Source organism: Zemynaea arenosa (genome assembly GCF_004614185.1).
Taxonomy (GTDB): Bacteria; Pseudomonadota; Gammaproteobacteria; order Burkholderiales; family Burkholderiaceae_D; genus Telluria; species Telluria arenosa.
The window spans coordinates 67,685-91,994 of sequence record NZ_SPVF01000076.1; the positions used below are offsets into that span (position 1 = coordinate 67,685).

The 24,310-nt window shown below is 65.8% G+C and carries 22 protein-coding genes and 1 pseudogene; 12 read left to right on the forward strand and 11 right to left on the reverse strand.

Going from position 1 to position 24,310, the window contains the following annotated elements:
* Positions 1-8: 8 nt before the first annotated feature.
* The 7 genes from folK to E4L96_RS05440 all read left to right on the forward strand — a co-directional run bounded on the left by folK (position 9) and on the right by E4L96_RS05440 (position 4,801).
* The gene (gene folK / locus E4L96_RS05410) at positions 9-482 is read left to right on the forward strand and encodes a 2-amino-4-hydroxy-6-hydroxymethyldihydropteridine diphosphokinase (protein WP_135206196.1); all 474 of its coding nucleotides are present in this window, start codon (positions 9-11) and stop codon (positions 480-482) included.
* Positions 483-824 (forward strand): DMT family protein, encoded by a 342-nt coding sequence (locus E4L96_RS05415; protein ID WP_135206197.1) that lies wholly within the window; start codon positions 483-485, stop codon positions 822-824.
* A gap of 71 nt (positions 825-895) precedes the next feature.
* The gene (panB, locus tag E4L96_RS05420) at positions 896-1,762 is read left to right on the forward strand and encodes a 3-methyl-2-oxobutanoate hydroxymethyltransferase (protein ID WP_181017589.1); all 867 of its coding nucleotides are present in this window, start codon (positions 896-898) and stop codon (positions 1,760-1,762) included.
* Between the two features lie 19 nt (positions 1,763-1,781).
* Complete coding sequence (gene thpR / locus E4L96_RS05425; protein WP_135206198.1) at positions 1,782-2,297, forward strand: RNA 2',3'-cyclic phosphodiesterase; 516 nt, start codon at positions 1,782-1,784, stop codon at positions 2,295-2,297.
* Between the two features lie 34 nt (positions 2,298-2,331).
* A complete protein-coding gene (locus E4L96_RS05430) occupies positions 2,332-3,963 on the forward strand; it encodes a response regulator (RefSeq protein ID WP_135206199.1) in 1,632 nt (543 codons plus the stop codon).
* Positions 3,960-4,358 (forward strand): hypothetical protein, encoded by a 399-nt coding sequence (locus E4L96_RS05435; protein WP_135206200.1) that lies wholly within the window; start codon positions 3,960-3,962, stop codon positions 4,356-4,358. The genes E4L96_RS05430 and E4L96_RS05435 overlap by 4 nt, the downstream gene beginning before the upstream one ends.
* Positions 4,355-4,801 carry a DUF1801 domain-containing protein gene (locus E4L96_RS05440; protein ID WP_135206201.1) on the forward strand — a complete coding sequence of 149 codons (447 nt, stop codon included), beginning with the start codon at positions 4,355-4,357 and terminating at the stop codon, positions 4,799-4,801. Before E4L96_RS05435 ends, E4L96_RS05440 begins: the two co-directional genes overlap by 4 nt.
* A 3-nt stretch (positions 4,802-4,804) precedes the next feature.
* Here the strand turns inward: E4L96_RS05440 and E4L96_RS05445 are convergent, their stop codons facing one another.
* Entirely contained in the window at positions 4,805-6,304 is a 1,500-nt protein-coding gene (locus E4L96_RS05445; RefSeq protein ID WP_135206202.1) for an aldehyde dehydrogenase, read from the reverse strand.
* 144 nt (positions 6,305-6,448) lie between these two features.
* On the opposite strand from E4L96_RS05445, the gene E4L96_RS05450 reads away from it, so the two are divergent.
* Positions 6,449-7,912: a high affinity choline transporter 1 gene (locus E4L96_RS05450; protein WP_135206203.1), complete on the forward strand. Its 1,464-nt coding sequence runs from the start codon at positions 6,449-6,451 to the stop codon at positions 7,910-7,912.
* 21 nt (positions 7,913-7,933) lie between these two features.
* On the opposite strand, the gene E4L96_RS05455 is transcribed toward E4L96_RS05450, so the two are convergent.
* The 4 genes from E4L96_RS05455 to E4L96_RS05470 form a co-directional block, all read right to left on the reverse strand.
* Positions 7,934-8,407, reverse strand: coding sequence for a hypothetical protein (locus E4L96_RS05455; protein WP_135206204.1), 474 nt, complete (start codon positions 8,405-8,407; stop codon positions 7,934-7,936).
* A 4-nt stretch (positions 8,408-8,411) separates the two neighbouring features.
* Positions 8,412-9,791: an aspartate aminotransferase family protein gene (locus E4L96_RS05460; protein WP_135206205.1), complete on the reverse strand. Its 1,380-nt coding sequence runs from the start codon at positions 9,789-9,791 to the stop codon at positions 8,412-8,414.
* A 23-nt stretch (positions 9,792-9,814) separates the two neighbouring features.
* The gene (locus tag E4L96_RS05465) at positions 9,815-11,185 is read right to left on the reverse strand and encodes a glutamine synthetase family protein (protein WP_135206206.1); all 1,371 of its coding nucleotides are present in this window, start codon (positions 11,183-11,185) and stop codon (positions 9,815-9,817) included.
* A gap of 86 nt (positions 11,186-11,271) precedes the next feature.
* The gene (locus tag E4L96_RS05470; protein WP_229414227.1) at positions 11,272-12,051 is read right to left on the reverse strand and encodes a gamma-glutamyl-gamma-aminobutyrate hydrolase family protein; all 780 of its coding nucleotides are present in this window, start codon (positions 12,049-12,051) and stop codon (positions 11,272-11,274) included.
* A gap of 106 nt (positions 12,052-12,157) precedes the next feature.
* Between E4L96_RS05470 and bla the strand changes: the two genes are divergently transcribed.
* Complete coding sequence (bla, locus tag E4L96_RS05475; RefSeq protein ID WP_135206208.1) at positions 12,158-13,039, forward strand: class A beta-lactamase; 882 nt, start codon at positions 12,158-12,160, stop codon at positions 13,037-13,039.
* A 45-nt stretch (positions 13,040-13,084) separates the two neighbouring features.
* Here bla and E4L96_RS05480 read toward each other — a convergent pair whose 3' ends face one another.
* Positions 13,085-14,713, reverse strand: coding sequence for a S41 family peptidase (locus tag E4L96_RS05480; protein ID WP_229414228.1), 1,629 nt, complete (start codon positions 14,711-14,713; stop codon positions 13,085-13,087).
* 120 nt (positions 14,714-14,833) lie between these two features.
* Between E4L96_RS05480 and E4L96_RS05485 the strand changes: the two genes are divergently transcribed.
* Positions 14,834-16,285, forward strand: coding sequence for an NAD-dependent succinate-semialdehyde dehydrogenase (locus E4L96_RS05485; protein WP_135206209.1), 1,452 nt, complete (start codon positions 14,834-14,836; stop codon positions 16,283-16,285).
* Positions 16,286-16,458: 173 nt separating this feature from the next.
* Positions 16,459-18,078: a methyl-accepting chemotaxis protein gene (locus E4L96_RS24545; protein WP_135206210.1), complete on the forward strand. Its 1,620-nt coding sequence runs from the start codon at positions 16,459-16,461 to the stop codon at positions 18,076-18,078.
* Positions 18,079-18,234: 156 nt separating this feature from the next.
* Here the strand turns inward: E4L96_RS24545 and can are convergent, their stop codons facing one another.
* From can to E4L96_RS05515, 5 genes are all read right to left on the reverse strand, one after another.
* Entirely contained in the window at positions 18,235-18,891 is a 657-nt protein-coding gene (can, locus tag E4L96_RS05495; RefSeq protein WP_135206211.1) for a carbonate dehydratase, read from the reverse strand.
* Positions 18,888-20,006: a molecular chaperone DnaJ gene (dnaJ, locus tag E4L96_RS05500; protein ID WP_135206212.1), complete on the reverse strand. Its 1,119-nt coding sequence runs from the start codon at positions 20,004-20,006 to the stop codon at positions 18,888-18,890. The genes can and dnaJ overlap by 4 nt, the downstream gene beginning before the upstream one ends.
* Positions 20,007-20,138: 132 nt before the next feature.
* The gene (gene dnaK / locus E4L96_RS05505; protein WP_135206213.1) at positions 20,139-22,091 is read right to left on the reverse strand and encodes a molecular chaperone DnaK; all 1,953 of its coding nucleotides are present in this window, start codon (positions 22,089-22,091) and stop codon (positions 20,139-20,141) included.
* A gap of 81 nt (positions 22,092-22,172) precedes the next feature.
* Positions 22,173-22,721 (reverse strand): nucleotide exchange factor GrpE, encoded by a 549-nt coding sequence (grpE, locus tag E4L96_RS05510; RefSeq protein ID WP_135206214.1) that lies wholly within the window; start codon positions 22,719-22,721, stop codon positions 22,173-22,175.
* Between the two features lie 380 nt (positions 22,722-23,101).
* Entirely contained in the window at positions 23,102-24,019 is a 918-nt protein-coding gene (locus E4L96_RS05515) for a LysR family transcriptional regulator (RefSeq protein WP_135206215.1), read from the reverse strand.
* 104 nt (positions 24,020-24,123) lie between these two features.
* Here E4L96_RS05515 and E4L96_RS05520 point away from each other — a divergent pair.
* A pseudogene (locus E4L96_RS05520) lies at positions 24,124-24,310 on the forward strand (LysE family translocator); the annotation flags it as partial.

The following is a 24,310-nucleotide window of genomic DNA, read 5'->3' on the forward strand; positions in this document are numbered from 1 at the left end:
GCCGGTTCATGCTCGCCTACGTCGGCATCGGCGCCAACCTGGGCGACGCACGCGCCAACGTGCTGGACGCGATCAAGCGGCTGGTGCGCATGCCGTCCACGCGACTACTGCAGGCCTCTCCGTTGTACCGCACCGCCCCGATCGACTCCTCCGGTGACGATTACGTGAACGCGGTGGCCGCCATCGATACGACGCTGGATGCGCCGTCCGTACTGGCCGCATTGCAGTCCATCGAACAAGCCCATGGCCGCGAACGGCCCTACCGCAACGCGCCGCGCACGCTGGACCTGGACTTGCTGCTCTACGGCGACGCCGTCATCGCCACGCCCGACCTCACCGTGCCGCATCCCCGCATGACCGAGCGTGCCTTCGTGCTGGTGCCCCTGCTGGACATCGCACCAGACGCACAGGTGCCGGGCCTCGGCCGCGCCGCCGACTATCTGCCGCGCGTTGCCGGCCAACCCATCGAAAGGATCGCGTAAATGCCGGTCATCTGGAAAACCGCCGGGCTGCTGGTCCTGTCCAACGTCTTCATGACCTTCGCCTGGTACGGCCACCTCAAGAACCTGGCCTCCAAGCCTTGGTGGATCGCAGCGCTGATCAGCTGGGGCATCGCCCTGTTCGAATACCTGCTGCAGGTGCCCGCCAACCGCATCGGCGCCACCGAACTGACGCTGGGGCAGCTCAAGATCATGCAGGAGGTGATCACACTCAGCGTGTTCGTCCCCTTCGCGATGTTCTACATGAACCAGCCCTTCAAGCTCGATTACGTCTGGGCCGCGCTCTGCATGGCAGGCGCCGTCTACTTCATCTTCCGTTCTTAGAGCAGGGCTTCCAGCAAACCGCTGCGGATCGCATTACACTACGCCGGTTCAAGCTTTCCCAAGGATTCAACATGAGCGGTTATTTGCAGGGCCAGGACATGGCCAGCGGCAGCGGCAACGCCCCGGCCCCGGCCAAGCCTATCGCCACCAAGGCGGTCACCATCCCCTCGCTGCTGCAGATGCGCGGCGCGGCCAACAAGATCGCCATGCTGACCTGCTACGACGCCAGCTTCGCGTCCCTGATGGACCGCTGCGGCGTGGAAGTGCTGCTGATCGGCGATTCGCTCGGCATGGTCTGCAACGGCCATACCTCGACGCTGCCGGTCACCATCGACGAAGTGGCCTACCACACCGCCGCCGTCGCGCGCGGGGCCAAGAGCGCGATGGTGCTGGCCGATATGCCCTTCGGGACCTACGGCACCAAGGAAGACGCGCTGCGCAACGCGGTCAAGCTGATGCAGGCGGGCGCGCACATGGTCAAGATCGAAGGCGGCGAATGGGTCGCGGACACCGTGCGCTTCCTCGGCGAACGCGCGGTGCCGGTGTGCGCGCATATCGGCCTGACCCCTCAGTTCGTCCACCAGCTGGGCGGCTACAAGGTGCAGGGCAAGACCACCGAGGGCGCCGAACAGCTCAAGCGCGACGCGCTGGCGCTCCAGAGCGCCGGTGCCTCAATGGTGGTGCTGGAGGCGATTCCGGCGGGCCTGGGCCGCGAAGTCACGGAGCTGCTGTCGATTCCCACCATCGGGATCGGCGCGGGGCCGGACTGCTCCGGCCAGGTGCTGGTCATGCACGACTTGCTGGGCGTGTTCCCCGGCCGGAAGGCACGCTTCGTGAAGAACTTCATGGACGGCCAGACCAGCATCGAAGCCGCCGTCTCGGCCTACGTGGCCGCCGTCAAGGACGGCTCCTTCCCGGGCCCCGAGCACTGCTTCTGAGGCCAGGGACCGCGACGCCATGGACGCCAGCCCCGGGACCGTCCGCCTGTTCCTGGCCTTGTGGCCGGAAGACGACGTGCGCGCGGCGCTGGTGGACTGGCGCAACGGCTTCCAGCTGCCGAAGATCGCCACGCCCGTCCCGGACGAAAAGCTGCACCTGACCCTGCACTTCCTCGGCATGGTGCCCACCGCCCGGCGGGGGGAGCTGGCCGAAGCCTTCCGCGTCCCGTTCACGCCCTTTCAGCTGGAGCTGGGTGTGCCCACCGTCTGGCATGACAAGATCGCGGTGCTCGAACCGCTCTCGATTCCACAGGCCCTGCGCGACCTGCACGCCACGCTCGGAGACCAGGTGCGGGCGGCCGGACTGCCCCTGGAAGAGCGCAGTTACAAGCCGCATGTGACCATGTCGCGCCGCGCCGGCGGGGCCACGCTGCCGTCGTCCGGACCCCACATCCGCTGGCCGATCGGCGGCTATGTGCTCATGCAATCCCAACTTGGCCCCCGCAGCACCTATTCGATAGTCCAGCAGTACTGATACACTGTACGGCACATCTGCATGCCACGGCCGTATGGACAAATCCGCCTCTATTCTCATCGTCGACGACTACCTGCTCATTCGTACCTCGGTGCGCAGTGTGCTGGCCGAACTCGGGTTCTTCAACGTCTACCAGGCCGACAACGGCAAGACTGCGCAGGACCTGATGCGCAAGCAGCCGATCGATGTCGTCATCGGCGACTGGAACATGCCGGTCATGAGTGGCATCGAGCTGCTCAAGTGGATGCGGCAGGATGAGCGCTACAGCAAGGTACCCTTCATGATGCTCACCGCCGAGAACAATCCCGGCTCGGTGCGCACGGCCCTGCAGTCCGGCGTGAACGCCTACATGATCAAGCCGTTCACGGTGCACAGCTTCTCGACCAAGTTCCTGTCGATGACCGGACCGTTGAAGGATGCGCCGGTGCCGTCGGCGACGATCGACGATGTGGACGAGGTGGCGCGCCTGTCGCGCGCGCAGGTGGTCAAGCCGGGCGTGGTGGCTCCCGCGGCTCCTGCAGCCGCCGAACCGGCACCGGCTGCGGCACCGGCGGCCACCGACGTCATCGGCCTGGACCAGCCGATCGAAGAAAAGCTCAAGAAGTGCACGGTGCTGGTGGTGGACGATGTCCCCAACAACATCGAAGTCATCGCTGGCACTCTGAAGGACGACTATTCGATCAAGGTCGCCATCTCCGGCCGCAAGGCGATCGAGATCGCACAGGCCTTCCACATCGACCTGATCCTGCTGGACATCATGATGCCCAACATGGACGGCTTCGAGACCTGCCGCCTGCTCAAGGCCGATCCGGCCACCGCCGACATCCCGGTGATCTTCCTCACCGCGCGCGACAGCGTGGACGACGTGGTGGCGGGCCTGCGCCTGGGCGCGGTCGACTACGTGGCCAAGCCGGCCGACCCCACCATCCTCAAGGCGCGCCTGTCCGCGCACCTGACGCTGTCGATGGTGATGAAGGACCTGAAGCGCCAGAACGAACTGCTGGTCGAGAACGCGCACCTGCGCGAGGACGTGGAGCGCATGACGCAGCACGACCTCAAGAACCCGATCGCCGTGGCCCTGCAGGGTACCCAGGCGCTCAAGGACAGCAAGCTGTCGGACAAGCAGCGCGAACACGTGGAAATGATCGAGACCGCGGCCACCGATGCCCTCTCCCTCATCAACCGCACGCTGGACGTGTACAAGATGGAGACCGGCGAGTACCAGCCCACGCTGGTGCCGTTCGACCTGGGCGAGGTGCTGGTCAAGTGCGCGCAGCAGACCGAGGCCACATTCCGGTCCAAGAACATCCGCTTCGAATTCCCCAACGGCCGCGCGAGCGACGGGCTGGGGGAGCCGATCCTGTGCTACTCCATGTTCACCAATCTGATGAAGAATGCGGCCGAGGCGTCGCCGATGGATGGCAAGGTGATTGTCGATATCGCGCCGGGCTACGGTTGCGTGCACGTGGTGATCGACAACTTGGGCGAGGTGCCCGCATCGATGCGCTCGCGCTTCTTCGACAAGTACTCGTCCGCCGAGAAGGAAGGCGGCACGGGGCTGGGCACCTACTCGGTGCGCCTGATGGCCGAGGTGCAGGGCGGCGACGTCACCATGGAAAGTGGCGACGGCCATACGCGCCTCACCGTGACGCTGCCGAACGCATGACCGCGGCCGCCGACCCGCGCGTGATGTGGGTGGTGGCGGGCGGTATCTATTGCTGGGCCTTCGGGCTCTTTCACCTGATGTTCTGGCGCCTGTTCGGCTGGCGCGAGGAGCTGCCGCGTCTGCGGCACGTCAACCGGGCCATCATGCAGGTGCTGAACCTGTGCCTGACGTGGGTGTTCGCGGTCTTCGGCTATCTGTGCCTGGCCTTTCCGTCGGACCTTGCGCACACGCCGCTGGGGCGTGCCCTGCTGGCGGCGATCGCGCTGTTCTGGCTGTTCCGCGCGGTGGAACAGGTCGTGTTCTTCGGCTTGCGGCACTGGATGTCCAAGATGTTCCTGCTGCTGTTCCTGGGCGGGGTGGTGCTGTTTGCGATGCCATTGATGGAGACAGCATGAGTGATGTGGATACGTATTTGGCCGGTCTCCCGGCGGACCGGCAAGCCATCGTGAACGCGGTGCGTGAGGTCATCCTGGCCAATCTCGATTCGCAGTATGCCGAAACGTTCGCGGGCGGGATGATCAACTACGTGGTCCCGCATTCCGTGTACCCGCCCGGCTACCACTGCGACCGCAGCAAGCCCCTGCCCTTTGCCGCTCTGGCGTCGCAAAAGGCGTATGTGTCGCTGTACCTGATGGGCCTCTACACCTGCGAGGACCAGAAGCAGTGGTTTCAGCAGGCCTGGGCGGCCAGCGGCAAGAAGCCGCTCGACATGGGCAAATCCTGCCTGCGCTTCAAGAAGCTCGACGACATCGCCTTAGACATCATCGGCGCGTCCTTCCGACGCCTCCCCGCCCAGCTCTACATCGCGCGCTACGAGCAGGTTCTCAAGAAGAAGTAGCCCCTACTTCACCTGGATCCAGGTGGTCTTCAGCTCCGTGTACTTGTCGAAGGCGTGCAGGGACTTGTCGCGGCCGTTGCCGGACTGCTTGTAGCCGCCGAAGGGGACGGTGATGTCGTCGTTGTCGTACTGGTTGACGTGGACGGTGCCGGCGCGCAGGGCGCGCGAGACGGTGATGGCCTTGGAGATGTTGGCGGTCCAGACGGCGGCATGCAGGCCATACGGCGTGTCGTTAGCCTGGCGGACCGCTTCGTGTACGTCGGTGAAGCTGAGGACCGACAACACCGGGCCGAAAATCTCCTCGCGCGCGATCTGCATGTCGTGCCGCACCTCGTCGAACAGGGTCGGCTCGACGTAGTAGCCACCCGTGTCGATGCGCGTTTGCGCGCCACCATGCAGGAGTTTGGCACCGGCCGACTTACCGGAGTCGATGTAGCCCATCACCGTGCGCAGCTGGACCTCGTCCACGATCGCGCCCATCACCGTGGACTCGTCCAGCGGGTCGCCGGGCGCGTACTGCGGCATCATGGCCAGCGCCTTTTCGATGAATGCGTCCTTGATCGAAGCCTCCACGAACAGGCGTGAAGGTGCATTGCAGCTCTCGCCCTGATTGAAGTAGATGGAGCCGATGGCCGCGCTGACCGCTGCATCCAGATCCGGGCAGTCCGCGCACACGATGTTGGCAGACTTGCCACCCAGCTCAGTCCACGCCCGCTTGAGGTTCGACTGCCCCGCCATCTGCACGATCTGCTTGCCGGTGCGCGTGGAGCCGGTAAAGCCGATGCAGTCCACATCCATGTGCAGCGCCAGCGCCGCTCCGGCTTCATTTCCATACCCCGGCAGCACATTGAACACGCCCTCCGGTATCCCGGCCTCCAGCGCCAGCTCCGCCATCCGCAGGGACGTCAGCGGCGCCTTTTCGGACGGCTTGAGGACCACGCTGTTCCCCGCCGCCAGCGCGGGCGCGATCTTCCATGCGGCCATCAGCATCGGATAGTTCCAGGGGATGATGGCGGCCACCACGCCAACCGGCTCGCGCGTGATGAGGGCCAGCGCTTCCTCGGGCGCAGGCGCGATTTCGTCGTAGATCTTGTCCACCGCCTCGCCGTACCAGCGGATGCAGTTCTGGGCCAGCTGCACGTCCACGCTGCGGGCGTAGCGGATTGGCTTGCCCATGTCGAGGGTTTCCAGCAGCGCCAGCTCGGGCGCGTGCTGCAGCATCAGGTCCGCAAACTTAATGAGAGTTTTCTTGCGCTTGGCCGGGGCCACCGAGGCCCAGCGGCGGTCTTCGAAGGCCGCACGGGCGGCGGCGACGGCGGCGTCCACGTCCGCACCCGTGCAGCGGGCCACGTTGGCCAGCAGGCGGCCGTCGATGGGTGAGTGGCAGGCGAAGGTCGCGCTCTCGCGCGCATCCGCGCGGCGGCCATTGATGAAGGCGCGGCCATCGATCTTGAGATCGCGAGCCAGATGGTGCCAATTCGGAATCGCGTGAGCGGTCGTCATATCGGGTCTCCTTCGCGCTGTCGTAACGGTACAAAAGTCTGCCGATCGATACTATCAAAAATCGCTCGGAGGCCGTTTTCTGCCGCTATAATCGCCCAATTTTCCATCAGTTACAGGCGCTTGCCCCGAAGGAGCCATACTTACATGAACGTCACTTTGCTCGCCTCCGTTGTGGTGTACCTGGTCGGTACACTCGCCCTGGGCATGTGGGCCGGCACGCGCATCAAGAACACCGGAGACTTTGCCGTGGCGGGCCGCAGCCTGCCGCTGATCATGGTGGTGACGACAACCTTCGCGACCTGGTTCGGCGCTGAAACGGTGATGGGCATTCCCGCCAAATTCGTGCAGGGTGGCCTGAACGCGCTGATCGAGGACCCGTTCGGCGCGGGCACCTGCCTGATCCTGGTGGGCCTGTTCTTCGCGACCAAGCTGTATAAATTGAATCTGCTGACCATCGGCGACTACTACCGCGCGCGCTACGGCAAGGGCATCGAAGTGTTCTGCTCCGTCGCCATCATGCTCAGCTACCTGGGCTGGGTCGCCGCGCAGATCACCGCGCTGGGCCTCGTGTTCTCGGTGCTGACCAATGGCGCGATGAGCGAGACCGCGGGCATGATCGTCGGTACGCTGGCGGTGCTGATCTACGTGGTGGTGGGCGGCTTCCTGGCCGTCGCGCTGACGGATTTCATCCAGATGATCGTGCTGGTGGTGGGCCTGTCCATCATCGCGTTCTTCGCGGCCGACCTGGCGGGCGGCGCGCACAACGTGTTCGCAATGGCGCAGCAAAAAGACCTGTGGAAGGTGTTCCCGGAACCGACCTTCACCGACATCGCAATGTTCGTCGGCGCAGGTGTGACCATGATGTTCGGCTCCATCCCGCAGCAGGACGTGTACCAGCGCGTGATGTCAGCCAAGGACGCAGGCACCGCCCGCACCGGTGCGGTGATCGGCGGCGCGAGCTATATCCTGTTCGCCTTCGTCCCGATGTTCATCGTGGCCTGTGCGGTGCTGGTGATGGGCCAGGGCGCGCTCGACCTGGCCAAGAACGACTACCAGCGCTTGCTGCCGACCTTCATCATGTCCAAGATGCCGCTGGCGATGCAGATCCTGTTCTTCGGTGCGCTGCTTTCGGCGATCAAGTCGACGTCGTCCGCCACGCTGCTGGCGCCATCGACCAGCTTCGTCGAGAACATCCTCAAGAACCTGCGCCCGATGAACGACAAGCAGCAGCTGTTCGCGATGCGCGTCACCATCGTGATTTTTGCGGTGCTGGTGCTGGCGTATGCGATCGCTATGAAGGGCACCTCGATCTATGACCTGGTCTCCGCGGCTTACCAGATCACGCTGGTCGGCGCCTTCGTGCCGCTGGTGATGGGCCTGTACTGGAAGCGCGCCACCACACAGGGCGCGATCCTGTCGCTGGCATTGGGCATTGGCGTATGGATCCTCGGCTTCCCGCAAGTCTCTTCGCTGGGCGAACACTTCCCGAACCAGCTGGCGGGCCTGATCGCCGCCTTCATCGGCATGTTCGTCGGCTCGCTCACCCCGCAGGTGCTGCAGAACCGCCACGAGCCGCGCAAGACGGGACACGTGGTCGCGAGCCACTAAGACTCTCGAAAGCCGTCCCGGTCAGCGCACCGGCGGCGGCGCCATGGCCTTGACGAAGGCCGAATACAGGGCATCGGAGACCGCTCGCTGCAACAGCGGACCGGAGGTAGTACGCATCGCTTCCGCCGCCGCGGGCGTGTAAGTCTCGAAGCGCTGGCGGTAGGGCGACTTTCCGCCCAGCTCCGCCAGCGACCTGCATTCCGCATCGCTCAGCAGCTGGCCCCACGCCCGGGCCAGGTTCCCGTTCCATTCGGCCTGGTAGCGCGCGACCACCGCAGGCATCTCAGCGCGGAACATCGACTCTGCCCTCTCGTTGCCGACGCGGTTGGCCAGCATGCTGTAGGTCTTGGTCTGGGTGCCGGTCTGGAACAGCATCTCGCCGAAGCTGGCGCCGAGCTTCGCGCCGTGGACCATGCCGATGCAGGCTTCCTGGCTGCCCGCCCACGCAGGCGCTGCTGCAAGCACCCACACCACCATCAAAATCATCACGCGCATCCGGCTATTCCTTCTGCAGTTCGGCCAGCGTATCGTCGAGACTCTGGCGGATCCGCGCCAGCATCTCGTCAATGTCCGCCTTGGTCATGATGAGCGGCGGAGCGACGATCATGCGGTCGCCGACGGCGCGCATCACGACGCCGTTGTTGAACATGTGCGCGCGGCAGGTCATGCCCACCTGCCGCGCGGGCGCGAACGAGCGGTTATCGTGTGGCGTACGTCCCTTGGCCTGCACGAGATTTAGGCCCGCCACGAAGCCGAAGCTGTTGGCATAGCCGACCAGTGGATGGTCCTGCAGCTGCGCAAAACGCTCCTTCAGATACGGGCCGGTGTCGTTGGCCACCTGCGCGGGGAGCTTTTCCTCTTCCATGATGGCGAGGTTCTCGAGTGCCGCCGCGCAGGCGACCGGATGGCCTGAATAGGTGAAGCCGTGCGCAAACTCACCGCCCTGCTCCACCAGCACCTCGCCCACGCGCTGGCCGACCAAGACGCCGCCCATGGGGACGTACCCCGACGTCACGCCCTTGGCAAACGTGATCAGGTCTGGCTCGATGCCGAGGGCCGTGGACCCGAACCACGCACCCAACCGCCCGAAGCCGCTGATGACTTCATCCGCGATCAGCAAAATGTCGTACTTGCGGCAGATGCGCTGGATCTCGGGCCAGTACGTGGATGGCGGAATGATCACGCCACCCGCCCCCTGGATCGGCTCCGCGATGAAGGCGGCCACCTTGTCCGCGCCAATCTCGCGGATTTTCGTCTCCAGCGCCTGCGCCGCCTGCAGGCCGAACTCCTCCTCGCTCAGGCCCTGCCCCGACTCGTACCAGTTGGGCTGCACGATATGCTCGATGCCCGGAATCGGCAGGCCGCCCTGTGCGTGCATGCCCGCCATGCCGCCCAGCGAGGCCGCGGCCACGGTGCTGCCGTGGTAGGCGTTGTGGCGGCTGATGACCACGTGCCGCCCCGTGTAGCCCATCAAGTCCCAGTAGCGGCGTACGATGCGCAGGTTGGTGTCGTTGGCCTCTGACCCGGAGCCGGTGAAGAAGACGCGTTCGAACCCCGGCGGCGCGAGCTGGGATAGCCGCGTGGCCAGCTGCACGGCGGGCACGTTGGTGGTGTTGAAGAAGCTGTTGTAGAACGGAAGCGTCTGCATCTGCCGGTACACCGCGTCCGCGATGCGCGTGCGGCCGTAGCCTGCGTTCACGCACCACAGGCCACTCATCGCATCCAGGATCTTGTTGCCTTCCGAATCCCAGATGTAGATGCCCTCCCCGCGCACGATCACGCGCGCGCCACGCCCGCGCAGGTCCTTGAAGTCGGTGAACGGATGCAGGTAGTGCGCCGAGTCCAGGTGCTGGATCGCGCGGGTATCGAATTGGTCCATGACCGCCCCCAAGGCTCAGTGACTCAGACGTGCAGCAGCAGGTGCTCCCGTTCCCAGGGGCTGATGACCGTCATGAACTCGGTGTACTCGAGTTCCTTGACGGCCGCGTAGACATCGATGAAGCGCTCGCCTAGCACGTGCCGCAGCCGGTCTTCGCGGCGCAGCAGGTTGAGGGCTTCGGACAGCGACTGCGGCAGCTCGAACGGCAGCTCGTAGGCGGTCCCGGTCACCATCGGCAGCGGTTCCAGCTGCTCGGTCATGCCCAGGTAGCCGCAGGCCAGCGTGGTCGCCAGCGCGAGGTAAGGATTCGCATCGGCGCCGATGATGCGATTCTCCACGCGCCGGTCATTGGAGCCGGACATCGGCACGCGGAAGCCTACCGTGCGGTTGTCCATGCCCCACTGGATGTTGATCGGTGCGGCCGTGTGGCGCACGATGCGGCGATACGAATTCACATATGGCGCCACCACCGCCATCGCGGACTTCATGTACCGCTGCAGGCCGCCGATGTAGTGGTGGAACAGCGCCGATGGCGAGCCATCCGGGTTCGAAAAGATGTTCTGCCCCGTGCGCGCATCGACCACGCTCTGGTGCACGTGCATGGCCGATCCGGGCTCGCCCGCCATCGGCTTGGCCATGAAGGTGGCGTACATGTCGTGCTTGAGCGCCGCCTCGCGCAAGGTGCGCTTGAAGTAGAAGACCTTGTCCGCGAGTCCCAGCGGTTCGCCGTGCAGGAAGTTGATCTCCATTTGCCCGGCGCCGATCTCGTGGATCAGGGTGTCCACGTCGAGGTTCATCAATTCGCAGTAATCGTAGATGTCCTCGAACAGCGGGTCGAATTCGTTGACGGCGTCGATGCTGTAGACCTGGCGGCTGGTCTCCGCGCGGCCGCTGCGGCCTGCAGGCGCCTTCAAGGGCAGGTCCGGATCGATGTTCTTGGCGGTCAGGTAGAACTCCAGTTCCGGCGCCACGACCGGCTTCCAGCCCTTGTCCGCATACATCTTGAGCACGCGGCGCAGCACCGTGCGTGGCGCAAAATCGACCAGCTGGCCATCGGAGAAGTAGCAGTCGTGGATGACCTGCGCGGTCGGGTCCACGGCCCACGGCACCATGGTGATGGTGGTGGGGTCGGCCTTCAGGATCATGTCCCGGTCCGTGGTGGAGATGGCGCGGTCGTACGGCCCGTCGTTGACGGGCGAATTGCCGGTGACGGTCATGCCCAGCACCACCTCGGGCATGCGCATGCCGCGCTCCTCGGTGAACTTGGCGCGCGGGAGTATCTTGCCGCGCGCGACCCCGGTCAGGTCGGGCACGAGGCATTCGATTTCGGTGACCCGTTTCTCATTGAGCCACAGGTCCATGTCGGTGTAGGTGAAGTTGTCGCGGATGGCCATGTTGTCCTCTCTCGTTATCTTTGTTCGGTCGCCGCGCTGTCAGGATGACGCCTGCCAGGGACGCGAATGCAGGGAGAAGATGCGCCCTATGGCACGCGCCGCGCGGCCCACTTTTCGTACTGGCGGCAGGCGTCGCCGAAGGCGCGGAACAGCTTCATCGAATCGGCGTTGTCCTCGATGCGCCATTCGGGGTGCCACTGCACGCCGACCAGGAAGCCTTCGCTGCCCGGATAGGAGAACGCCTCGATGAGCCCATCGTCCGCATGCGCCTCGGGCGCGAGGCCCGGCGCCAGCTGCGCGATGCCCTGGCCGTGCAGCGAGTTCACGGTGATCACGCCCGCTTCCATGATCCGCGCCAGCAAGCCGCCCTGCGCCAGCGAGATGGCGTGGGCGGGGCCGTACTGTTCGTCCAAGGGCGCGGCCGGGTCCTCGCGGTGATCCATGTAGCCGGGGACTTCCTGGACCGCCTGGTGCAGCGTGCCGCCCAGCGCCACATTCACTTCCTGGAAACCGCGGCAGACGGCCAGCATCGGAATCCCGCGCTGGATCGCGGCGCGCACCAGCGGCAGCGTGGTCGCGTCGCGCCCGTGATCCTGCGGCAGCGAGGGGTCGCGCACATCCTGGCCGTAGTAAGCCGGGTCCACATTGGAGGCGGACCCGGTGAGCAGGATGCCGTGCGCGGAGGCCAGCACGGCCTCGAAATCGGTGGCGTCGCCCAGCGCGGGCAGGATCAGCGGCGCGCAGCGCGATCCCTGCACCACTGCGTCCACATACTTGAACTGGACGGTGTGATACGGGTGGCTCCCGATACGCCGGGAGCAGGCCGATACGAGAACGACGGGCTGGCGCATGATGAAAACCATCATATTCCAAATCGCAAAACTTTGACGCCGCGTTGCTGTTGAGTACCGAGCAGCGGTCATCCGCTGTGGTTAAAATGCCCTCACTTATTTGAATCCGAAAGGCCTGCCCATGACCTCCTCCACGCGCCGCACCGTGCTCGCCGCCACCCTGTTGCTGCCCTTTGTCGTGCGGGCGCGGGAGGCGGCGCCGTCCACTGCCCTCGCGCGGGCCGTAGGCGAACTGGCAAAGCTCGAGGCCAAGGCCGGCGGGCGGCTGGGCGTCGCTGCCTACGAAGCCGGGAAGGCGCCGCGCGTGGCGCACCGGGCGGACGAACGCTTCCCCATGTGCAGCACCTTCAAGACCATGGCCGCGGGCGCGGTCCTGAAGCGCAGCGCCACCGATGCCGGCCTGCTCACGCGCCGCGTGACGTATGCGAAGAGCGATCTGGTGACCTATTCACCCATCACGGAAAAGCACGTGGCCGAGGGCATGACGGTGGCCGAGCTGTGTGCCGCCGCGCTGCAGTACAGCGACAACACGGCGGGCAACCTGCTGATGCAGCTGGTGGGCGGACCGCAAGGCGTGACCGCGTTCGCGCGTTCGATCGGCGATGAGGTGTTCCGGCTGGACCGCTGGGAGACCGCCCTCAATACCGCCATTCCCGGCGACGAGCGCGATACGACGTCGCCCGCCGCCATGGCGCGCAGTTACGAACGCCTGCTGCTGGGGGATGCGCTGCCGCCCGCCCAGCGCATGCAGCTGCGTGACTGGATGCTGGGGAATACGACCGGCGCGTCGCGCATCCGCGCCGGGGTGCCACCGGAATGGAAGGTGGCCGACAAGACCGGTACCGGCGACTACGGCACCACCAACGACGCGGGCATCGCGTGGCCTGCCGCAGACCGTGCGCTGGTGATGGTGATCTACTTCACCCAGCCATCGAAAGGCGCCGACGCCCAAAGCGGCGTGATCGCAGAAGCCGCGCGCCTGGCCGCAGCCGCCCTGGCCTGATCCGAACCGCCCGCCAGCGCTAAGCCGCAGCGGCAGCGGCGGACCTCAGGGCTGAGTGACCCAGGCAAGCGCCGTTTCCAGCACCGTGTCGCGGCCCTTGTGCAGGTCGGCGACGGTCTGGCGCGCCGCGATGTGCGGCTGCACGCCGACACCGACGAAGGGTTTGCCGTCCGGGTAGGTGTCCTTCTTGGTGCAGACCCGCGCGCGGCCGCCACCCGGCAGCGCGAAGAACAGCGGCTGGCCGGTGCTGCCACCAGTCGCCTCGCCGATGATGGCGCCGCGCTTCATCAAGTCGAACACCAGGGTGAAGTCCTCGGCCGCCGAATACGTGGTGGGCGCGGTCAGCACCGCGACCTTGCCGCGGAACTGGTGCGCCAGGTCCGGCTGCCAGGTCGCCACCGGGCCTTTGTAGTCCACGTTCTGGCGCCCCCACGCGCGGTAGGTCGGCTTGTACTCACGCGTCGACCATTGGGACAGCGTGAGCGGCTTGTCCGCCAGCGTGGCCAGTACGCGGTAGCCGACGTCCGAGTTGCCGCCACCGTTGTCGCGTACGTCGATGATCAATGCCGACGCCTTGGCGATCTGCGGCCACGCGGCGATGTAGCCGTCGGCGGCGGCCTGGTTGCCGAAGCCGTTCAGCGCCACATAGGCCACGTTCCCCGGCAGCATGCGCAGCTCGAAAGGCTTCATCGGAGGACGCGCCTTGACCCAGTCGGCGACCGACGCCCGCGGGACCGGGATCGTGAAGCGCGAGCCGTCCGCGCGGGCGAAGGTCACGCGCGGCGTGCGCTTCAGGTCTCCCGAGAGGAAGCCATAGATGCCGGTGCGCACCGCCAGGTCCTGCGGCGTGGAGGCCGACGCATACGGCGCCACCTCGCGCACGCGGTACTGCGCCGCGGGCTCGCCATCGACTGCCACGATCTCCACGCCCGGCACCACGCCGGCCTTCTCCAGCTCCGGCGAGAACACGTAGCGCACGAACACCCGGTCCTCGGCGAGCTGGGTGCGCAGCAGCGGGCGCGCCAGCAGGGTATCGTCGGTCTGGTCGGGCGGGTAGACGTTGGTGTGGCCGTCCCTCAGCTTGGCGCACAACTGCATCAGCACCTGGTAGTACTCGGTGGTGGAGCGGGTCGCACGCACCTTGGGCAGGTATTCCAGATACAGCTGGTCCCAGTCGATCTGGCGCAGCGTGTCGGTGTAGATGAAGTTGTACTTCACCTCGGACCAGAACTTGGACAGCCCGGCCACCTTCTCGTCCTCGCTGATGTTCTCGCGCCAGGGCGTGGCCAGGGCGGGCGACTCGAACAAGCGGTTTTCGAAGGCCTGCTTGTCCTTCATCGCGGCGATCACCTGGCCGAAGCGCGGGTCGCCGCGCACGGAAGCGAAGTCGCTGTCCTTTTCGGCGGAGCTGCCGTTTACATAGCCCGCATCCAGCGCGCGCTGCAGCGTGCCGATGGCCATGTCGCGGTCGCCCGCCAGTGCGTACGAACAGGCGGCGTTGTAGAGCAGGTTCGCATCCGGCTCCTGGATGAACGCCTCCACATACAGCGTGGCGGCGCGCGCATAGTCCTTGCTCGAGTAGGCGGCCCGCGCCTCGCGCTCACCGGCCTGCGCGGCGCCTGCGAGCAGGATCACTGCCAACCCGACAACCGCCGCGATGCGCTGCTTGTGCATATACTCCCTCCCAGTATCCGAATGCCGTGCCGCGATTGTAGGGCGGGCCGCCACCGGATGGCAAAAAAAGCTAACATGGGCCTTTGTCCCATTGCGATATCACCGCGAAAGGCCGCCACCATGAAGCTCAACGACCCCTCCCTGCTGCGCCACCAGTGCTTCATCGATGGCGCCTGGTGCGATGCCGATGGTGGCGCCACGGTCGAAGTACGCAACCCGGCTACCGGGCAGCCGCTCGGCCAGGTGCCGCACATGGGCGCGGCCGAGACGCGGCGCGCCATCGATGCCGCCAACGCGGCCTGGCCGGCCTGGCGCAAGAAGAGCGCCAAGGAGCGCGCCGCCATCCTGCGCAAGTGGAATGACCTGATCCTGCAGAACGCCGAAGACCTCGCGGTCATCATGACCAGCGAGCAGGGCAAACCGCTGGCCGAGTCGCGCGGTGAGATCACCTACGCCGCCTCGTTCATCGAATGGTTCGCGGAAGAAGGCAAGCGCGTGGCGGGCGACACCCTGCCCTCGCCCTGGCCGGATCGCCGCGTGGTGGTCACGCGCGAGCCAGTGGGCGTGTGCGCCGCCATCACGCCCTGGAACTTCCCGGCCGCGATGATCACGCGGAAGGTCGGCCCGGCGCTGGCCGCGGGCTGCCCGATCGTGGTCAAGCCGGCCGAACTCACGCCCTACTCCGCGTTCGCGCTGGCGGTGCTGGCCGAGCGCGCGGGCGTGCCGCGCGGCGTGTTCAGCGTGCTGACGGGCGACGCGCAGGCCATCGGCGCGGAGATGTGCGCCAACCCGACGGTGCGCAAGCTGTCCTTCACCGGTTCCACCGCCGTGGGCCGCATCCTGATGCAGCAGTGCGCACCGACGATCAAGAAACTGTCACTGGAACTGGGCGGGAACGCGCCCTTCATCGTGTTCGACGATGCGGACCTCGACGCGGCCGTGGACGGCGCGATCGCCTCCAAGTACCGCAACTCGGGCCAGACCTGCGTGTGCGCCAACCGCCTGTACGTGCAGGACGGCGTGTACGACGCCTTCGCCGAAAAATTCGTGGCCGCGGTGCGCAAGCTGCAGGTCGGGAACGGGCTGGAAGCAAACATCACGCAAGGCCCGCTGATCGAAGAGAAGGCGGTCAAAAAGGTCGAAGAACACATCGCAGACGCGCTGGCGCATGGCGGGCGCCTGCTCACCGGCGGCAAGCGGCACATGCTGGGCCACGGCTTCTTCGAGCCGACCGTGATCGCAGACGTCAGCACCTCCATGCGGGTGGCCAGCGAAGAGACCTTCGGCCCGCTCGCGCCGCTGTTCCGCTTCAAGACGGACGAGGAAGTGGTCCAGCTGGCCAACGCCACCGAGTTCGGCCTGGCCGCCTACTTCTACTCGCGCGACATCGGCCGCGTATGGCGCGTGGCCGAAGCGCTGGAAACCGGCATGGTGGGCGTGAACACGGGGCTGATCTCGACCGAGGTGGCGCCGTTCGGCGGCGTCAAGCAGTCCGGCCTGGGCCGCGAAGGGTCAAGCTACGGCATCGAGGATTACCTCGTGATGAAATACATTTGCATGGGCGGCCTCTAAGCCGGCCGCGCAGCCGGACGATGCCGAATTGCAACACCGCCAGTGAGCTATCAGGCAAGGATTCGTACTTTCCGCAAAGAACTGTGATAACTTGAGGTCACTCCCAGGGCCCCTCCCCCGCCCTGTTCTCTGTCCCCGGCTCCAGCCCCGCCGTTGTTCGAGCGAGTTCTCACATGAAGTTTCAAGACCTGAAAATAGGCCAGCGCCTGGGCGCGGGCTTTGGCGCCGTGATCGCGCTCGTGGCGCTCATGGGCGCCCTCTCGTATTCCGATCTCACCGCGCTGTCCCACAGCGTGGACCTGACCACCAATGACCGCTATCCCAAGATCGTGCTGGCGCACGGCATCAAGGACGAATTGAACGAAACCGCGCGCCACATGCGCAACGTGCTCCTGATGACCGACGACCAGAAGATCGAGGAGGAGCTGGCTGCGATCGAGCGCAATTCGCAAGTCATCGCGCGCAACTTGGCTGACCTGGACCGCACCGTGACATCGCCGCATGGCCGCGAACTGCTCGCCAGCATGATGGCCGACCGCACCCGTTTCATCGAACAACGAACCGCCTTTGTCCGCATGGTCAAGGCGGACCGCGAGAAGGCCCGCCCCTATTTGCTGGAGACGCTGCGCCCGACCCAGATGCATTACATGGCGGCGCTCGATCAGGTGATCGCGTTCCAGACGAAGCTGATGGACGATTCCGCCGACGCCACCGAGGCGCGTGCCGCGCGTTCGCGCATGGTCATCCTGGGGCTGACCAGCCTGACGACCGTCCTGGCCGTGCTGGTGGCCTGGCTGGTCCGCAACAGTATCGTCCTGCCGCTGCGCGAAGCCGTTGCCGCCGCCCGCCGCGTGGCCGAGGGCGACCTCACAGGCCGCATCGAAGCCACCTCGCGCGATGAAACGGGCGAGCTGCTGGCCTCCCTGCGCGACATGAACGCGAACCTGCTGCGCATCGTGCGCGAAGTGCGCACGGGCACCGACACCATCGCCCATGCCTCGGGTGAGATCGCGACCGGGAACCTGGACCTCTCTTCGCGCACCGAGCAGCAGGCCGGGTCGCTGGAGGAGACCGCATCCTCGATGGAGGAGCTGACCACGGCCGTGCACCGCAATTCCGACAACGCGCGCCAGGCCAATGCCTTGGCCAGCAATGCCGCCGAGGTGGCGGTCCGCGGCGGCGCAGTGGTGCAGCGGGTGGTGCAGACGATGAGCGGCATCAGCGAGTCCTCGCGCCGCATCGAGGAGATCATCGCCGTCATTGACGGCATCGCGTTCCAGACCAATATCCTGGCGCTGAACGCCGCCGTGGAAGCGGCGCGCGCCGGGGAGCAGGGCCGCGGCTTCGCGGTCGTCGCCAGCGAGGTGCGCAACCTGGCGCAGCGCTCCGCCACCGCGGCCAAGGAGATCAAGCAGCTGATCGACACCTCGGTCGAAAAAGTGGCCGAAGGCAGCCAGCTGGTGGGCGAAGCGGGGAGCACGATGGATGAACTGGTGGACTCGGTGCGGCGCGTGACCGGCGTGCTGTCCGAGATTTCGACTGCCAGCAGCGAGCAGGATGCGAGCATCACCGAGATCAATACCGCGATCACCGAGATGGACTCGGTGACGCAGCAGAATGCAGCACTGGTGGAGGAAGCGGCGGCGGCGGCGGAGTCGTTGCAAGAGCAGGCGGCCCGGCTCTCCGAGGTGGTGGCCGTGTTCCAGTTGGATGAAGTGCCGGGCGGCGTGCGCAGCCCGGCGGTGCGCGCACATGGCCACGCAGGCGCTGCGGCGCTGCGGCTGGCGGCCTGAGTTTTACCGGGAGCGGCTCGACCGCTGTCTGCCTTGTCCCCGCCTTGCGCGGGGATTTTTTTTGCGCTTCACGGGTGAGCGGAGCCCTGTTGCCCGCACTGGCCGCGCCCAGCAAAAAGGCCGCACGCGGCGGCCTTGAATGCGGAGTGCAGCCGCTCAGTACTGTGCCAGCCGTGCCGCCAGCTGGGGGCCGACGTCGGCCGCCTGGTGGACGCTCACGCCGAGGTCGCGCAGCAGGCCATCGTGCACGCCGTAGATCCAGCCATGCACCGACACTTCCTGCCCGCGGTCCCACGCGTCCTGCACCACGGTGGTTTCGGCCACGTTGACCACCTGCTCCATCACATTCAGCTCGCACAAACGGTCGTGCTGTTCGCGTTCGGTCTTCAAGGCGGTGCCCAGGTACTGCTCGTGCTTCTGCTTCACGTCCTGCACGTGGCGGATCCAGTTGTCGGCCAGGCCGACGCGCTGGCCAACCAGCGCCGCGCGCACACCGCCGCAGCCATAGTGGCCGACGATGATGATGTGCTTTACCTTCAGCACATCCACTGCGAACTGCACCACGGACAGGCAGTTCAGGTCCGAGTGCGCCACCACGTTGGCGATATTCCGGTGCACGAACACCTCGCCCGGGCCAAGGCCCAGCAGCTCGTTCGCGGGCACGCGCGAATCGGAGCAGCCGATCCACAGGTACTCGGGAGTCTGCTGGTTGGTCAGGCGCTTGAAGAAGTCCGGGTCGCGGTCGGTCTGTTCGCGCGCCCAGGCCTGGTTGCGCGCGAGGAGGTCTGCGGTCGTGAATTGGCTGCTGGTCATTCGAAGAAGTCCTTCACTTTGTCCTTCCAGGTCTTGGTCTGCGGGCTATGCTTGGCACCGCCTTCCACGGTCAGGCGCTCGAATTCGCGCAGCAGGTCCTTCTGCTTCTCGGTCAGCTTGACCGGGGTCTCGACCTGCACGTGGCAGAACAGGTCCCCGGCATAACCGGAGCGCACGCCCTTGATGCCCTTGCCCTTGAGGCGGAAGGTCTTGCCGCTCTGCGTCCCTTCGGGGATCGTGAAGGCGACCTTGCCGGTCAGTGTCGGCACCTCGATCTCGCCGCCCAGGGTGGCCTTGACGAAGGAGATCGGCATCTCGCAATGCAGGTCGTCGCCATCGCGCTGGAACACCTGGTGCGGCTTGATGTGGATCTCCACATACAGGTCGCCCGGGGGACCGCCGTTGGTGCCCGGCTCGCCGTTGCCGGACGAGCGGATCCGCATGCCGTTGTCGATCCCGGCCGGGATCTTCACTTCCAGCGTCTTGTTACGCTTGATGCGGCCGGCGCCGCCGCAGGCCGCGCACGGTTCGGGAATGATCTTGCCGCTGCCGTGGCATTTCGGGCAGGTCTGCTGCACGCTGAAGAAGCCCTGCTGCATGCGCACCTGGCCATGGCCGGCGCACGTGGTACAGGTGACCGGCGCGGTGCCCGGCTTGGCGCCGGAGCCGTGGCAGGTGTCGCACTTGTCCCACGAGGGCACGCGAATGGTGGTGTCGAAGCCGTGCGCCGCCTGCTCGAGGGTGATCTCGAGGTTGTAGCGCAGGTCCGCGCCGCGGTACACCTGCGGGCCGGAGCTGCGGCGGCCACCGCCGAAGATGTCGCCGAAAATGTCGCCAAAGGCGTCCGAGAAGCCGCCGCCGCCAAAGCCGCCGCCCATGCCGCTGTTCGGATCCACGCCGGCGTGACCATAGCGGTCGTATGCCTCACGCTTTTCGGGCGTGGTCAGCATCTCGTAGGCTTCCTTGACTTCCTTGAACTTTTCTTCGGCGTCCTTGTTGTCCGGATTGCGGTCCGGATGGTATTTCATCGCGAGCTTGCGATACGCCTTCTTGATCTCGTCTTCCGAGGCATTCTTGGCGACGCCGAGAACTTCGTAAAAATCACGCTTTGCCATGTGTCGGCACCTTGCTGTTGAACTATCGATACGACTGCTACTGATACAAAAAGCCGAGCCGGCCAACCGTGAGGTTGCGACGGCTCGGCCGACAGGCCGCTACCCTAACACGGCAGCGGCCCGCAGTGGTTGTTACTTGGCGTCCTTGACTTCCTTGAAGTCGGCGTCCACCACGTCATCCTGCTGGCCCTGCGCGCCACCCGCACCAGCGGCACCGGCGTCGCCCTGCGGACCGGCGCCACCGCCAGCTTGCTGCTGCGCCTGCATGTCGGCGTACATCTTCTCGCCCAGCTTCTGCGAGGCGGTGGACAGCGCCGACACCTTGGCGTCGATGGTGGCCTTGTCGCCGGTCTTCAGGACCTCTTCCAGGTCCTTGATGGCGGCTTCGATCTTCTCCTTCTCGCCGCCTTCGAGCTTGTCGCCGTACTCGGTCAGCGACTTGCGGGTCGAGTGGATCAGGGCGTCGGCCTGGTTGCGGGCGTCGGCCAGTTCGCGCAGCTTCTTGTCCTCTTCGGCATTCAGCTCCGCGTCCTTCACCATCTTCTGGATCTCGTCTTCCGACAGGCCCGAGTTGGCCTTGATGGTGATCTTGTTTTCCTTGCCAGTGGCCTTGTCCTTGGCACCCACGTGCAGGATGCCGTTGGCGTCGATGTCGAAGGTCACTTCGATCTGCGGGGTGCCGCGCGCGGCCGGCGGGATGCCTTCGAGGTTGAACTCACCCAGCAGCTTGTTGGCCTGCGCCATTTCACGCTCGCCCTGGTAGACCTTGATGGTCACGGCCGGCTGGTTGTCGTCGGCGGTGGAGAACACCTGCGAGAACTTGGTCGGGATCGTGGTGTTCTTCTGGATCATCTTGGTCATCACGCCGCCCAGGGTCTCGATACCGAGCGACAGCGGGGTCACGTCCAGCAGCAGCAGGTCCTTGCGCTCGCCCGACAGCACCGAGCCCTGGATCGCGGCGCCCACGGCCACCGCTTCGTCCGGGTTCACGTCCTTGCGCGGGTCCTTGCCGAAGAACTCCTTGACCTTCTCCTGCACCTTCGGCATGCGGGTCATGCCGCCGACCAGGATGATGTCGTCGATGTCCGAGACCTTCACGCCCGCATCCTTGATCGCGATGCGGCACGGCTCGATGGTCTTGGCGATCAGCTCCTCGACCAGGGCTTCCAGCTTGGCGCGGGTGATCTTCAGGTTCAGGTGGACCGGCGCGCCGTTCGCCATGGCGATGTACGGCTCGTTGATCTCGGTCTGCTGCGAGGAGGACAGCTCGATCTTGGCGCGCTCGGCCGAGGCCTTGATGCGCTGCAGGGCGATCGGATCCTTCTTCAGGTCCAGGCCGTTGATCTTCTTGAACTCGTCGATGATGTAGTCGATCACGCGCTGGTCGAAGTCTTCGCCGCCCAGGAAGGTGTCGCCGTTGGTCGACAGCACTTCGAACTGCTTCTCGCCTTCCACGTCGGCGATCTCGATGATGGAGATGTCGAAGGTGCCGCCGCCGAGGTCATACACGGCGATCTTGCGGTCGCCCTTGTCGGTCTTGTCCAGGCCGAAGGCCAGCGCGGCCGCGGTCGGCTCGTTGATGATGCGCTTGACGTCCAGGCCGGCGATGCGGCCCGCGTCCTTGGTGGCCTGGCGCTGCGAGTCGTTGAAGTAGGCCGGCACGGTGATCACGGCCTCGGTGACTTCTTCACCCAGGTAGTCCTCGGCGGTCTTCTTCATCTTGCGCAGCACTTCGGCGGAGATCTGCGGCGGGGCCAGCTTCTTGTCGCGCACGCCGATCCAGGCGTCGCCATTGTCGGCGGCCATGATCTGGTAGGGCATCAGGGCGATGTCCTTCTGGACTTCCTTCTCCTGGAACTTGCGGCCGATCAGGCGCTTGACCGCGAACAGGGTGTTCTTCGGGTTGGTGACGGCCTGGCGCTTGGCCGGGGCGCCGACCAGGATCTCGCCATCGTCCTGGTACGCGATGATGGACGGCGTGGTGCGCGCGCCTTCCGCGTTTTCAATGACCTTCGGCTGCCCATTTTCCATGATGGCGACGCAGGAGTTGGTCGTGCCCAGGTCGATACCAATGATCTTGCCCATGATTTGTTATCCTTTTAATGCTAGTTTCAGATGCTTCGAATATATGGAAAGGTTCCGTGCTTTCAAGAGAACGGCGCGACCTTATTTCGCCTGTGCCGCGGTCACGATGGCCGGACGCAGCAGGCGGTCGGCGATCATGTAGCCCTTCTGCAGCACCGACACGACCGTGTTGGCTTCCTGCTCGGACGGCACCACGGCCACGGCCTGGTGCTTGTTCGGGTCCAGCTTCTCGCCCGGGGCCGGCATCACTTCCACCAGGCGGTTCTTCTCGAACGCGGCGGTCAGCTGCTTGAGGGTCATCTCGACGCCTTCCTTCAGCGACTCGATGGATGGGGTCTCCACCTTGAGCGCCATTTCCAGGCTGTCGCGCACCGGGACCATGGCCTCGGCAAAGCTCTCGATGGCGAACTTGTGCGCCTTGCTCACATCTTCCTGCGCGCGGCGGCGGATGTTTTCGTTCTCGGCGCGGGCACGCATGAAGGCATCGTGCATCTCGGCCAGCTTGGCTTCGGTGGCCGACAGTTTCTCTTCAAGGCCAGGCTCTGCGGCCGGCGCCGGAGACCCTTCAGCACTCGCCGACACCGGCTGCTGCTCTTCTGCGGGCACTCCTTGGTTTTCTTGGTCTTGCATCGAAAGAACTCCTAAAATTCAAAGACTTAGCGACATCCCAGCCGGGATTGCCTGGACACAGGCCGACAGATGGGGGGTGACCCTACATTTTCAAGGGGTATTTATCGCAACTTTTTCGGCAGCAATCTTCCCCGTAACGGATGTAACCGGAGTTACAAAATTTACGGGCGGGTCGCACTTGTACCCGCAAGCCGGGGCTACCATTTCCTTAATGAATTCTCGTTCATCAGGAACCGCAGCCATGAAACTGCCTCTGCTCACTGCTGCCACCATCATCGTGTGGACCACCGCCGCCATGGCGGTGATCGTGTTCGCCGACGCCATTTCGTAACGCTCACCGGCACGGCGCCGCCCGGCCCGGTGCTGCCAAAACGGCTATTTTACCGCGCGCCGTGCGCCTGCCCGCCATTCGCGGCGTCCGGTCCAAAACGCTCCAGCAGAAAACCCACCAGGCTCGCCTGGCGCGCGCCTCCCAGCCGGTCGCGCGGATACACCAGGTGCAGCGGCCGCGCCGCCGGCGCGAACTCGGCCAGCACGGGCACCAGGTGCCCGGCCGCGAGCTCCTCTGCCAGCACCAGCTCCGGCTGCATCACGATACCGACTCCGGCCACGGCCGCCCGCACCAGGGCCTGGCCGTGGTTGGCGCGCAGGCGGCTAACGGGTAGCGGTGGGCCGCCGGCCGCGCCGTCCAGGTTCCATTGCACCTCGCGCCGCCAGTGCGTGAACTCCAGGCAGTCGTGTTGCGCCAGATCGGCGGGCGTCTGCGGCACCCCGCGGCGTGCCAGGTAGGCCGGTGCAGCGGCCAGCACCATGCCGTAGGGCTGGAGTGGGCGGGCCACCAGCGACGAGTCGCGCAGCGGGCCGATGCGGATGGCGGCGTCGAAACCCTCCTCCACCAGGTCGACCAGGCGGTTGCTCAGGTCCAGCTCCACATTGACGTCCGGGTAGCGCGCGAGATAGTCGGCGAGCGCCGGGGCCAGGCATTCGCTGCCGAAGGCCGGAGGCGCACTCAGGCGCAGCGTCCCGCGCGGGATCTCGCGCTCGCGCTCGGCGTCGCCGTCTGCGGCGCGCACCTCCTCCAGGATGGCGCGGCAGCGGGCCGTGTAGCGGCGCCCGGCCTCGGTCAGCGCCAGGCTCCGCGTACTGCGCGTGACTAGCTGCACGCCCAGCGCCTGCTCCAGTTCGGCCACGATGCGGCTGACCATGGCGGGCGACAGGCGCAGGACCGCGCCGGCGGCCGTGAAGCTCCCGGCATCGGCCACCTGCACCAGCACCTCCATGCTGCGCAGCTTGTCCATCGATTCCCCCAGTCGTGGTTGAAAAAGTTTCTCATGGTAGGGGATTTTTCGCGGAGCGGCCCGGGCCTACCATCGGCGTCTCGACGTCACCTGGAAGGATTCCCATGACCGCGCAGACCTGGACCGTGTTCCTGGCCGCCTGCCTCCTGACCGCCTACAGTCCCGGGCCCGGCGTGCTGCTGGCCATTTCCAACGCGACCGGCCTCGGCCCGCGCGCCACGCTGTATTCCTCGGCGGGGAACGCCGCCGGCGTGCTGCTGGTGGCCGGGCTGGCGGCCAGCGGCGTCGGCG

Bases quoted from the DNA above. Each gene is read 5' to 3' on its own strand.
- panB (WP_181017589.1), top strand. From the start codon at position 896: ATGAGCGGTTATTTGCAGGGCCAGGACATGGCCAGCGGCAGCGGCAAC.
- E4L96_RS05485 (WP_135206209.1), top strand. From the start codon at position 14,834: ATGAAGCTCAACGACCCCTCCCTGCTGCGCCACCAGTGCTTCATCGAT.
- grpE (WP_135206214.1), bottom strand. From the start codon at position 22,721: ATGCAAGACCAAGAAAACCAAGGAGTGCCCGCAGAAGAGCAGCAGCCG.
- E4L96_RS05450 (WP_135206203.1), top strand. From the start codon at position 6,449: ATGAACGTCACTTTGCTCGCCTCCGTTGTGGTGTACCTGGTCGGTACA.
- E4L96_RS05515 (WP_135206215.1), bottom strand. From the start codon at position 24,019: ATGGACAAGCTGCGCAGCATGGAGGTGCTGGTGCAGGTGGCCGATGCC.
- E4L96_RS05465 (WP_135206206.1), bottom strand. From the start codon at position 11,185: ATGGCCATCCGCGACAACTTCACCTACACCGACATGGACCTGTGGCTC.
- E4L96_RS05460 (WP_135206205.1), bottom strand. From the start codon at position 9,791: ATGGACCAATTCGATACCCGCGCGATCCAGCACCTGGACTCGGCGCAC.
- E4L96_RS05440 (WP_135206201.1), top strand. From the start codon at position 4,355: ATGAGTGATGTGGATACGTATTTGGCCGGTCTCCCGGCGGACCGGCAA.
- can (WP_135206211.1), bottom strand. From the start codon at position 18,891: ATGACCAGCAGCCAATTCACGACCGCAGACCTCCTCGCGCGCAACCAG.
- E4L96_RS05415 (WP_135206197.1), top strand. From the start codon at position 483: ATGCCGGTCATCTGGAAAACCGCCGGGCTGCTGGTCCTGTCCAACGTC.
- E4L96_RS05435 (WP_135206200.1), top strand. From the start codon at position 3,960: ATGACCGCGGCCGCCGACCCGCGCGTGATGTGGGTGGTGGCGGGCGGT.
- bla (WP_135206208.1), top strand. From the start codon at position 12,158: ATGACCTCCTCCACGCGCCGCACCGTGCTCGCCGCCACCCTGTTGCTG.
- E4L96_RS05430 (WP_135206199.1), top strand. From the start codon at position 2,332: ATGGACAAATCCGCCTCTATTCTCATCGTCGACGACTACCTGCTCATT.
- E4L96_RS05470 (WP_229414227.1), bottom strand. From the start codon at position 12,051: ATGATGGTTTTCATCATGCGCCAGCCCGTCGTTCTCGTATCGGCCTGC.
- dnaK (WP_135206213.1), bottom strand. From the start codon at position 22,091: ATGGGCAAGATCATTGGTATCGACCTGGGCACGACCAACTCCTGCGTC.
- E4L96_RS05480 (WP_229414228.1), bottom strand. From the start codon at position 14,713: ATGCACAAGCAGCGCATCGCGGCGGTTGTCGGGTTGGCAGTGATCCTG.
- dnaJ (WP_135206212.1), bottom strand. From the start codon at position 20,006: ATGGCAAAGCGTGATTTTTACGAAGTTCTCGGCGTCGCCAAGAATGCC.
- thpR (WP_135206198.1), top strand. From the start codon at position 1,782: ATGGACGCCAGCCCCGGGACCGTCCGCCTGTTCCTGGCCTTGTGGCCG.
- E4L96_RS24545 (WP_135206210.1), top strand. From the start codon at position 16,459: ATGAAGTTTCAAGACCTGAAAATAGGCCAGCGCCTGGGCGCGGGCTTT.
- E4L96_RS05445 (WP_135206202.1), bottom strand. From the start codon at position 6,304: ATGACGACCGCTCACGCGATTCCGAATTGGCACCATCTGGCTCGCGAT.
- folK (WP_135206196.1), top strand. From the start codon at position 9: ATGCTCGCCTACGTCGGCATCGGCGCCAACCTGGGCGACGCACGCGCC.
- E4L96_RS05455 (WP_135206204.1), bottom strand. From the start codon at position 8,407: ATGCGCGTGATGATTTTGATGGTGGTGTGGGTGCTTGCAGCAGCGCCT.